At 38.8% G+C, this 6225-nt stretch carries 5 protein-coding genes and 2 pseudogenes; 5 read left to right on the forward strand and 2 right to left on the reverse strand.

Annotated elements, in window-relative coordinates; all coding sequences use genetic code 11:
- Positions 1-56 precede the first annotated feature (56 nt).
- Positions 57-1661 (forward strand): phosphoenolpyruvate carboxykinase (ATP), encoded by a 1605-nt coding sequence (gene pckA, locus DYY66_RS02645; protein WP_166285970.1) that lies wholly within the window; start codon positions 57-59, stop codon positions 1659-1661.
- Between the two features lie 2 nt (positions 1662-1663).
- Here pckA and DYY66_RS02650 read toward each other — a convergent pair.
- Together DYY66_RS02650 and DYY66_RS15775 are read right to left on the reverse strand one after the other, a co-directional pair.
- Positions 1664-2287 (reverse strand): hypothetical protein (locus tag DYY66_RS02650; protein WP_394352552.1); only part of this gene is annotated, 624 nt, incomplete at its 5' end.
- Between the two features lie 404 nt (positions 2288-2691).
- Positions 2692-4002: pseudogene (locus DYY66_RS15775) on the reverse strand (S8 family peptidase); the annotation flags it as partial.
- 76 nt (positions 4003-4078) lie between these two features.
- On the opposite strand from DYY66_RS15775, the gene DYY66_RS02665 reads away from it, so the two are divergent.
- From DYY66_RS02665 to DYY66_RS02680, 4 genes and pseudogenes are all read left to right on the forward strand, one after another.
- Positions 4079-4702: a superoxide dismutase gene (locus DYY66_RS02665; RefSeq protein ID WP_166285978.1), complete on the forward strand. Its 624-nt coding sequence runs from the start codon at positions 4079-4081 to the stop codon at positions 4700-4702.
- Between the two features lie 72 nt (positions 4703-4774).
- Positions 4775-5197, forward strand: a complete 423-nt coding sequence (pfdA, locus tag DYY66_RS02670) for a prefoldin subunit alpha (protein ID WP_166285980.1) — start codon at positions 4775-4777, stop codon at positions 5195-5197.
- A gap of 11 nt (positions 5198-5208) precedes the next feature.
- On the forward strand, positions 5209-6077 hold an 869-nt coding region (gene ftsY / locus DYY66_RS02675), incomplete at its 3' end, for a signal recognition particle-docking protein FtsY (protein ID WP_166285986.1).
- 1 nt (position 6078) lies between these two features.
- Positions 6079-6225 (forward strand): annotated as a pseudogene (locus DYY66_RS02680) (signal recognition particle-docking protein FtsY); the annotation flags it as partial.

Below are 6225 nucleotides of genomic sequence, written 5' to 3' on the forward strand. Positions count from 1 at the left end.
AGTGGCTTTTGATCCGAAGAGATAATAAGGAATTTTATAAGAAATCGTCTTACCAGATGATAGAGGATTTGGAACCTACAATCACTCGTCACGTTGTATCTCAATTGGACCAAATGGGAATAAAACCTGCAAAGATACAGAGAAACCTGCAGGTCAAAGATCTCATTGATCTAATCGAAGAGAGAAACGAAGGCATTCTCACGGCAAGTGGGGCAATGGCTGTAAAAACTGGGAAATATACTGGAAGATCCCCCGATGATCGTTTTATAGTCGATGATGAGCAAACCCACAATACTGTTGACTGGGGTAAGATCAACCATCCATTTCCAGAAGACAAGTTTGACAAGATATTTGCAAAGATGACAAATCACATGGCAGGCAAGGAGATCTTCATCTTTGATGGATTTGTAGGCGCAGACACTGAACACAGATTACCAATTAGAATCATAACTGATCATCCATGGCAGAGTCTCTTTGTAAGACAATTATTCATCAGACCAACTGTTTCAGAACTTGAAACACACAAACCAGAATATACCGTTATCGCACTAAATGATTTCAAAGCAGTACCAGAGGTTGATGGTACAAGAACTGATGCATTCATTCTTCTAAATTATACAAAGAAAGTTGTCTTGATTGGAGCAACTTCGTATGCTGGCGAAATAAAAAAAGCAATGTTCTCAGTAATGAATTACAATTTACCATCACGCGGTGTCTTTCCAATGCACTGCTCTGCTAATATTGGAAAGAGTGGAGACACAGCTTTATTCTTTGGCCTCTCAGGTACTGGCAAGACCACACTATCTGCTGACTCGAATCGTAAGTTGATAGGAGATGATGAACACGGTTGGTCTGATAGAGGCATTTTTAATTTTGAAGGTGGATGCTATGCAAAATGCATCAATCTAAACAAAGATGCAGAGCCACAAATCTGGGATGCGATAAGATCTGGTGCTGTACTGGAAAATGTTGTAATTGACAAGACAACCATGATGCCGGATTTCAATGATGGCAGCCTTACAGAAAATACTAGAGCAGCTTATCCCCTTGATTTTATTCCAGGTTCTGTAATTCCAAGTCTTGGAGGAAACCCTCAAGTCATAATATTTTTGACAGCAGATGCATTTGGTGTACTGCCTCCAATAGCCAGGCTCACAAAAGAAGGTGCAATGTATCACTTTATGTCTGGATATACAAGCAAGCTTGCAGGCACTGAACGAGGTATAACTGAACCTAGGGCAACATTTTCTGAATGCTTTGGGGCTCCTTTCATGTCAAGACATGCATCAGTTTACGCAAAATTGTTGGGAGAAAAGACAACAAAACACAAGACAACTGTATATTTGATAAATACTGGCTGGTCAGGTGGGCCATATGGAATTGGAAAGAGGATGAATATTCACTATACAAGAAGCATGGTAACAGCAGCACTTTCAGGAGAACTAGACAAGGTACAGTATAGGAAGGATACTGTCTTTAATTTGGATATTCCAGTTACATGTCCTAACGTTCCTTCTGAGGTGTTAAACCCAAGAAATACTTGGTCTGATAAAGACGGTTATGACTCGTCTGCAAAAAAACTGGCTCAAATGTTTGTTGAGAACTTTAAAAAGTTTGGAAACGTTGCTCAAGAAATAAAAGATGCTGGACCGCACAACTGAGTCTATCTACGTTTTATCAAAGATACCGTAACCGCAATCGCTATAATGGAAAAAATAATTATTGTTTGTTTTATTGGAATTTGCAAAATTTCTTCAATGTCTGGATAATTTTCTGTGACATGGTCTATTGATAATATCTTGTATGCATGGTCTGTCTCGTTTTCAACCTTGATGTCAGCCTGTATCCAATATTCTCCTGCGCTATTGATTGAAATTGTCTTGGAATCTTGTGGAGTGATTCCAATTGTTTTGATATCATGTGAGCCAGCTTTCATTAAAGAAATTTTTGCATATGACCACTTGTCAGGATAATTTATTGAAAAACTGATCTGGTTATTATTTTGACTTGCCTCTAGTGTTCCCTTGGTTACATGAATCAAGACAGGGACTCGGTATACTGTTTTTGAATCATCGATTGTTACAAATCCGTCATAATCGCCTGGATTTTTTGCGTTATCTGTAATCTGTGCAGATAACGTATTGTTACTTGAGGTGTAATTGAAAACCAAGCTTGGGTTGCTAGATTCGAACTGGACTTTTAATTTTGGAATTATAGTGTTGTCTAATGAGTGCAGATTCAGTACTTTGGTATCACTAGGGTCTTGATATGACACATTAAACACTAGNGAACTGGACTTTTAGTCTTGGGACTATAGTATTGTCTATTGAGTGCAAGTGTAGCACTTTGACATCACTAGGGTTTTGATACGATAAATTAAAGACTAGACTGNACTAGACTCAAACTGGACTTTTAATTTTGGGATTGTAGTGTTGTCTATTGAGTGCAGGTTTAGTGTTTTGATATCACTAGGGTTTTGATATGATACATTAAAGACTAGGCTGTGAGGGGAAATGACTAGATCCGCAGAACTTGCTCTTGTGACATTTAGCCTTCCACTGCCTGCTATACTGATTGAAAATGTCTTGCCATAAGCGTCTGTAACAGGATCAGTTGTTGTATCTATTAGGGATATTACAGATGATGGGCTCAAATTTGGATGCTCTTGTAATAATAATGCGATTGCTCCTNACCATAAGCATCTGTGACAGGGTCAGTTGTTGTATCTATTAGTGATATTACAGATGAGGGGTCCAAATTTGGATGCTCTTGTAATAATAATGCGATTGCTCCTGTAACATGTGGTGTTGCTATGCTTGTTCCACTAGTCAGATTGTACTTTCCTCCAAGTGCTGTAGTGTTAACATAAACTCCTGGGGCTACAAGATCTGGTTTTACATAAAATGGTGATACAGGACCACGTGAGCTAAACGGTGCGACAAAGTCTGGATGATAAAATATGTTCAGACTGCCCAGTGTGTTGTTTTTTGACATTGATTTTAATTCAAGACCGTCGCTTCCTGATATTGAAATTACAGGAATTCGTGGTTGGTAATTTGTTGAGTTGGGTCCCCTTAGTTCACCAAAGAAAATTCCACTTTGATTGTTGTATACTATCAAACCTCTTGCTCCACGGTCTGCAGCATTTTTTTCTTTTTCAGAAAAAAATACCTTCTCACCTTTTGTATCACTGCCACGCTGTTCGAGCAATATGGAATCTTTGACATCTATGCCTTGAAGATCTTTGACTCTGCCATATCCGCCATAAACTATCTTGCCTTTGACTGGACTTTGCAAAACATCTGTGCCAAGCATTGGTATTACATTGTACTGCTTGTTTCCGACCTCTAGTGTCGATACAAGACTTGATGTTATGTTGTTGTAAGATGCTCCAACTGTTATCACGTTAAAATCTCTGCCTGGACTGCCAATTGTCATGTCATCAGGTCCATTATTTCCTGCAGCTGTAACTATGACAATTCCTTTTTTTACAGCCTCGTCAACTGCATTCTCCAATTCGTCATTAGTTCTATTGACTCCGAGGCTGATGTTTACAACATTCATCTTGTCTTCTATGGCGCGAGAGATGGCTTGTATGATGTATTCAGATGAGACTGCTTCTCCGGAAGATGACACCTTGTATGAGAATAACTGGGATCTTGGAGCCATGCCGGAAAAACTTCCATTGGCGCCAATTATTCCTGCAACTTCGGTACCATGACCATTTACGTCAATTGGCCTCTTGTCGGTATTGACATAATCATATCCTCCAGCGATTCTTCCTGATTTGCCGTAACCATGTAAATCTGGATGATCAAAATCAATTCCTGTATCTATTATTCCAATTTTTATTCCCTGACCGTCCAAGCCATTTTGTTTTGGCAGTTGGACACCAACTAATTTTATGCTGCTTGAAAGTGTATCCTGTTCTTCAGAACTTGCAATAAAGCATGTGACGCATAAAACAAAAACAAGAGAGAAAACTAGGAACTTCTCTACCACATCGTATCTGAATGAGGACTAAATAAAATGCATTTGCAACCAAAGCCATAAATTGCAAGAATGACCCGTACGCATTATGGCAAAATATGAACTTCCAAAAGTACCATACTCGTATGATTCCTTGGAACCACATATCGATGCCAAAACAATGGAGATTCATCACACAAAACATCACCAAGCATATACTGATGGCTTGAACAATGCGTTGGCAAATCTTGATGCAGGACTACAAAACATGGAACTGCCCAAGTTGCTTGCAGACTTGAGTAAAGTACCAGAAAATGTTCGTGGTGCAGTGAATTTTCATGGAGGCGGTTACGAAAACCATGCCTTGTTTTGGAATAGTATGAAAGCAAGCGGTGGCGGAAAACCAGGCGGTAGCCTAGAAGGAGCTATCAATTCTGTGTTTGGAAACTTTGACAGCTTTAAAGAAAAATTTGTCAAAGATACCATTGCTATACAAGGAAGTGGATGGGGTTGGTTAACTTACAATCCTCAAACAAAGAAAGTCGAGTTTACTACAATGCCAAATCAGACAAGTCCACGTACCAAAGGCCTTATCCCGTTAATGGGATTGGATGTCTGGGAGCACGCCTATTATCTGAAATATCAAAATCGACGTGCAGACTATGTCAATGCATGGTGGAATGTAATAAACTGGGACGAAATAGATGCACGACTCTCAAAGGTAAAGGCATAATTCCTTTCTTCTTTTTGTTTTATTTTCACGCTTTCAGAATGAATTTATAGTCAGTAAGAGAATTTTTGGCAAATGAGTGAAGAACAGGCCCAAGCACTGATGCAACAGATGCAAGCTCTTGAATCTTATCTAACTGATCTGGTACAGCGAGAAGAAACTGTAATGAGACTTTTGCAAGAGGCATCAAATGCAGTAGAATCAATGAAAGGGATGACAGGTAATGTTGACTGTGAAACACTTGTACCAGTTGGTTTGGGAGTATATGTCAAAGCAAAAATAAATCCTGAACAGAAAATGATTGTAAACATTGGTGCAGGAGCATCTGTAGAACAAGACAAAAATTCTGCGATAAACTATATGGAATCTCGAATTAAAGAACTTGAACTTGTACTGCAACAATTGGCATCACAACGATATGAAGTATCTGCCAAGCTAGAGCAGGGACAACACGAAATGAACAAACTTATACAATCAAGTCGTAGTCCAACGCAGTAAGGCATTATAACATGTTTGAAAAATTACGAAATGCATTTTCTATAGCGGCTAAAAGTTTTGGAGAAAAGGAACTAAAGGAAAAAGATGTTGATGAGGTTTTATTTGAACTTGAGATTGCATTACTGGAATCAGACGTTGCTATCGAAGTAATTGACGCACTAAAAGATGACTTGAAGAATCAATTGATTGGCTCTACTGTAAACAAAGACAAGATTGCTGAAACTGTAAAGCAAGAACTACGAAAAAGCATCTCAAATATGTTTGACAATGCGGGAAAGGTAGACATTCTCTCTAATCTACAAAAAAAGAAGGAAACGGGGGAACCCTACATCATTTCATTTATGGGTATAAATGGAACGGGAAAGACTACAACAATAGCAAAGGTTGCAAATCTTTTGCGAGAAAACAAATATTCTGTTGTGATTGCAGCTGCTGATACCTATAGGGCAGGTGCAATAGAGCAGATAAGTGAACATGGAAAACGACTCAACGTCAAAGTCATCGCTCAAAACTATGGTTCTGATCCTGCTGCAGTATCGCGTGATGCAGTTCTTTATGCCAAATCTCATAAGATAGATTGTATACTCATTGATACTGCTGGCAGAATGCAAACTAGTAAAAACTTGATGGACCAGATATCAAAGATTAACAAAGTGGTAAATCCTGATCTAAAATTATTTGTAGGAGATTCGTTAGCAGGAAATGACACCGTGAGTCAAGCGCGAGAGTTTCACAACTATACAAAATTTGATGGTGCCATACTTACAAAAAGCGATGCAGATGCACGTGGTGGAGCTGCCATATCCATAGTTAAAGTAACTTCTAGTCCAATTCTTTACCTGGGTGTTGGACAAGAATACAAGGACTTGAAATCTTTTGANCATACAAAAAAAGAAGGAAAAAGGAGAACCATACATCATTTCATTTATGGGCATCAATGGAACGGGAAAGACTACAACAATAGCAAAAGTTGCAAACCTTTTGCGAGAAAACAAATGTTCTGTTGTAATTGCAGCTGCTGATACCTA

The sequence above is a fragment of the Candidatus Nitrosotalea sp. FS genome (genome assembly GCF_011319475.1).
In the GTDB taxonomy this organism is placed as follows: Archaea; Thermoproteota; Nitrososphaeria; order Nitrososphaerales; family Nitrosopumilaceae; genus Nitrosotalea.

What these genes read in the sequence shown, in the direction of transcription:
- DYY66_RS02665 (WP_166285978.1), top strand. Translation starts at nt 4,079, where the DNA reads ATGGCAAAATATGAACTTCCAAAAGTACCATACTCGTATGATTCCTTG.
- pckA (WP_166285970.1), top strand. Translation starts at nt 57, where the DNA reads ATGATAGAGGATTTGGAACCTACAATCACTCGTCACGTTGTATCTCAA.
- pfdA (WP_166285980.1), top strand. Translation starts at nt 4,775, where the DNA reads ATGAGTGAAGAACAGGCCCAAGCACTGATGCAACAGATGCAAGCTCTT.